7 protein-coding genes are annotated in these 3,571 nt (G+C 70.0%); 1 reads left to right on the forward strand and 6 read right to left on the reverse strand.

Annotation, left to right across the window (positions count from 1 at the left end; genetic code table 11):
- Positions 1 to 999, forward strand: a 999-nt coding sequence (gene ada / locus JWQ05_RS19375) for a bifunctional DNA-binding transcriptional regulator/O6-methylguanine-DNA methyltransferase Ada (RefSeq protein ID WP_299662136.1), incomplete at its 5' end; no start/stop codon positions are given.
- On the opposite strand, the gene JWQ05_RS19380 is transcribed toward ada, so the two are convergent.
- The 6 genes from JWQ05_RS19380 to JWQ05_RS19405 form a co-directional block, all read right to left on the reverse strand.
- Entirely contained in the window at positions 996 to 1,154 is a 159-nt protein-coding gene (locus JWQ05_RS19380) for a hypothetical protein (protein ID WP_299662139.1), read from the reverse strand. The two genes, ada and JWQ05_RS19380, sit on opposite strands and share 4 nt — an antisense overlap.
- 4 nt (positions 1,155 to 1,158) lie before the next feature.
- On the reverse strand, positions 1,159 to 1,422 hold the full coding sequence (locus JWQ05_RS19385; protein ID WP_299662142.1) for a hypothetical protein: 264 nt from the start codon (positions 1,420 to 1,422) through the stop codon (positions 1,159 to 1,161).
- A 2-nt stretch (positions 1,423 to 1,424) separates the two neighbouring features.
- A complete protein-coding gene (locus JWQ05_RS19390; RefSeq protein WP_299662145.1) occupies positions 1,425 to 1,658 on the reverse strand; it encodes a hypothetical protein in 234 nt (77 codons plus the stop codon).
- A gap of 194 nt (positions 1,659 to 1,852) precedes the next feature.
- Positions 1,853 to 2,830, reverse strand: coding sequence for a cysteine synthase A (gene cysK, locus JWQ05_RS19395; RefSeq protein WP_299662148.1), 978 nt, complete (start codon positions 2,828 to 2,830; stop codon positions 1,853 to 1,855).
- A gap of 266 nt (positions 2,831 to 3,096) precedes the next feature.
- Positions 3,097 to 3,270: a hypothetical protein gene (locus JWQ05_RS19400; RefSeq protein ID WP_299662150.1), complete on the reverse strand. Its 174-nt coding sequence runs from the start codon at positions 3,268 to 3,270 to the stop codon at positions 3,097 to 3,099.
- Between the two features lie 128 nt (positions 3,271 to 3,398).
- Positions 3,399 to 3,571, reverse strand: a 173-nt coding sequence (locus JWQ05_RS19405; protein WP_299662152.1) for an META domain-containing protein, incomplete at its 5' end; no start/stop codon positions are given.

Consider the following 3,571-nt stretch of genomic DNA (forward strand, 5'->3'; position numbering starts at 1 on the left):
CAATCCACCGGCGTCTATTGCCGTCCGAGTTGCCGGTCCCGGGCGGCCAGGCCCGAGAACGTCACCTTTCACGCCACCTGCGCGGCGGCGGAAGCCGCGGGTTATCGCGCCTGCAAGCGCTGTCGACCCGATGCGCCCGCCCTGGCCGCGCGCCAGACCGAGGCGGTGGCGCGGGCCTGCCGGCGGATCGCGGCCGCCGGGATCACGCCGTCCCTGGAGGCACTCGCGCAGGACGCCGGACTGAGCCCGTTCCACTTCCACCGCGTGTTCAAGACGATCACCGGCATCACGCCCAAAGCCTACGCGGAGGCTTGCCGCGCAAAATCCGTCGCCGCGTGCCTCCGAGAGGCCGGCTCCGTCACGGAGGCCCTCTACGAAGCCGGCTACGGCGCGCCCAGCCGCTTCTACGCAAACGCACAGCAGCGCCTCGGCATGGCGCCGACGGTCTATCGCAAGGGCGGCCTCGGCGCGGAGATCCGCTTCGCGGTCGGCGAATGCGCCCTCGGCGCGATCCTGGTGGCGGCGACGCGCGAGGGGATCTGCGCGATCCTGCTCGGGGACGATCCCGACGCCCTGGCGCGCGACCTTCAGGACCGGTTCCCCCGGGCCGCGTTCTCGGGCGGCGACGCGGCGTTCGAGGGCTGGGTGGCCGACATCGTCGGCTTCGTCGAGGCGCCGGGCCAAGGCTTGGACCTGCCGCTCGACATTCGGGGCACCGCCTTCCAGCAGCGGGTCTGGGCGGCCTTGCGGGCCATTCCGGTCGGGACCACGGCGACCTATGCCGAGGTCGCACGGGCGATCGGCGCGCCGGCCGCCGTGCGCGCGGTCGCCCGGGCCTGCGCCGCCAACAGCCTGGCGGTGGCGATCCCCTGCCACCGGGTCGTGCGCTCGGACGGCTCCCTGTCGGGCTACCGCTGGGGCGTCGAGCGCAAGCGAGACCTCCTCACCCGTGAGGCGAGCGCCCGGGAGAAACCCCGATCCGGGCCCGAGTCCCCTTAGGAACCGCCGGGGTCGGTCTCGCCGTCGGGCTGGCCGCCGCCCTTGGGCCCTTCGCCCGGCTTGCCGTCGGTCTTCTCGTTGGGGTCCTTCACCGCATCCGGCGCGACGTTGGCGGGCTTGCCCTTCGGCGGATCCTTGTCGTCGGCGGTCGTCATGGTGTCACTCCTTGCCGCTGTCGATGGGGGAACGGGGCCGGTCGGACTGCCCGTCCGACGAACCGCCGGCCGGGACGGGATTGCGTCCCTTCGGCGTTCCGTCCCAGGCGGCATTGCGGGTCGAATCGGATTCTCCCCCCGAGCCCTGTCGCGTGAGCGCGGATTGCTCGGCGGATTGCTTGCCGCCGGCGACCGCCGGTTCGCCCGGCTTTCCGACATCGGCATCGGGCTTGCGCGTGCCGACGATGGGGATGTGATCGTTGGGCATCGCTACTCTCCCGCATCCGTTCCGTTCGGCGCGGTCGCGCGCTCGATCGCTTCCCGGGCCGCGCCGGATGTGGCAGAGCCGGCGTTACGCGCGGCAGCGCCGATCTGCTCCAGGCTCGCGCCCGGCTTCTGCGCGGGAGGGCCCGCATCGCCGGCATCCTGGCGACCAGGGCCCCGCCCGTTGCGGTCGGCATCGAAGTCCTTCGGCGAAGGGTGCTCGCCCGGCTCGTCGATCATGGGTGTCCTCCTGAGTTCGGAGGTTCAACCCATCGCCGGCCGCGAGGTTGCCTTCGAGCGCGGACGCCACCCGCACCGTCCCGGCGGCCAGGAGCCTCCGGTACGGCGGATGTTGGAACGGCTTCCCGGCGAAGCCATGGAAGCCGTTGTCGTCGCGGGTTCGGCGATCCGGGCGCGGGTCCCGGATCGTGGTCTCAGAGGCCTTCGAACCGCGCCGATGAGATGTAGCGCTCGGCGAACGAGCAGGCGACGGTGACGATGCGCTTGCCCCGGAAGTCGGGCCGCGCCGCGAGCTTCAGGGCCGCGGCCACGTTGCCGCCGGTGGAGATGCCGCCCGGGATGCCCTCGAGCCGCGAGAGCAGGCGCGCGGTGTCGAAGGCTTCCTGGTTCGAGACCGTGATGACCTCGTCGATGATCGACTTGTCGAGGTTGTCCGGGATGAAACCGGCGCCGATCCCCTGGATCTTGTGCGGGCCGGGCTGGCCGCCGGAGATGACCGGCGAATCGGTGGGCTCGACGGCGACGATCTTCAGGCCGGGCAGGCGGGGCTTCAGCACCGAGCCGACGCCCGTGATGGTGCCGCCGGTGCCGACGCCGGCCACGAACGCGTCGAGGTGACCCTGCGTGTCGTTCCAGATCTCTTCCGCCGTGGTCTTGCGGTGGATCTCGGGGTTGGCGGGGTTCGAGAATTGCTGGGGCATGATCGAGCCCGGAATCTCGTTGAGGAGTTCCTCGGCCTTGGCGATGGCGCCCTTCATGCCCTGGGGGCCGGGGGTCAGCGCGAGTTCGGCGCCGAGGAAGGCCAGCATCTTGCGGCGCTCCAGCGACATGGTCTCGGGCATCACCAGGATGAGGCGGTAGCCGCGGGCGGCCGCCACGAAGGCCAGCGCGATGCCCGTGTTGCCCGAGGTCGGCTCGACCAGGGTGCCACCGGGCTGCAGCTTGCCGGAGGCCTCCAGTGCGTCGATCATGTTGACGCCGATCCGGTCCTTCACGCTCGCGATCGGATTGAAGAACTCGAGCTTGAGCAGGATCTCGGCCTCGACGCCCCGCTCCTTGGTGATGCGGTTGAGACGCACCAGGGGCGTGTTGCCGATCGTCTCGGTGATCGAGCCGAAGATGTGGCCGTGGCCGGGCGTACGGGTCGAAGCGGGGCTCTGGGTATCGGCCATCGGAATCTCCTGGTCGGCGTGACGGGCTCGGACGCGCGGGTGGCACCGTCTCGGGCCGGGTCTCGCGTCGGACAATAGCAGGGCCGGGAGATATCGCGTCAGTTCAGGCGAGGCAATCGACAAAGCTCGGCAATCAAAGACAAATCTTCTCTGCGGCGCAGGGACTATTCGCGCGGGAGAACTTCTTTATTGCCTTTCGGATTGGATCGAGAATTCCATTCCAAGGGTTGCGGCGAACCGAATTGCGCATCGCAGCGGTCCGTCCGTCAGGCGACCAGCAGGGCCGCGCAGAGCACGATCAATGTCGCGAAGACGGGGCTCGTGATCGCGACCAGCGCCGCGCCCGCGTGCAGGCAGGACGGCAGGGTGTAGCGCGTGTCCTCACGGACGCCGCGCCGCAGGCCATGGCTGCCGGTGGTCCATTCCAGCCTCGTGCCCATCGCATCCCCCATGCCCGCCCGGATGGCGGACCATGCGGGCAGAAGGCGCGGGGGGACTTGAACACGGCGTAAACCCGCGGTCGTGACCGCGGATCGTCGTCAACGAAGGCTTAAAGCAGCAGCGGTGGTCAGAGCGCCCGGTCGAAACGCAACTCGCCCTTCTGGCTCTTGATCACCAGCTGCGAGCCGACCAGATCCCATTGGGCCGCGGTGCGCAGGGCGATGAAGTAGTCCTGCTCGCTCGCGCCCAGGCCCTTGTCGCAAGGCTTCTTGGTCAACGCCAGGGGACCGACGGCAAGAT

This window comes from Methylobacterium sp., assembly GCF_028290105.1.
Taxonomy (GTDB): domain Bacteria; phylum Pseudomonadota; class Alphaproteobacteria; order Rhizobiales; family Beijerinckiaceae; genus Methylobacterium.

Coding starts and splice junctions, on each gene's coding strand:
- JWQ05_RS19380 (WP_299662139.1), bottom strand. CDS start 1,154: ATGACGACCGCCGACGACAAGGATCCGCCGAAGGGCAAGCCCGCCAAC.
- JWQ05_RS19400 (WP_299662150.1), bottom strand. CDS start 3,270: ATGGGCACGAGGCTGGAATGGACCACCGGCAGCCATGGCCTGCGGCGC.
- cysK (WP_299662148.1), bottom strand. CDS start 2,830: ATGGCCGATACCCAGAGCCCCGCTTCGACCCGTACGCCCGGCCACGGC.
- JWQ05_RS19385 (WP_299662142.1), bottom strand. CDS start 1,422: ATGCCCAACGATCACATCCCCATCGTCGGCACGCGCAAGCCCGATGCC.
- JWQ05_RS19390 (WP_299662145.1), bottom strand. CDS start 1,658: ATGATCGACGAGCCGGGCGAGCACCCTTCGCCGAAGGACTTCGATGCC.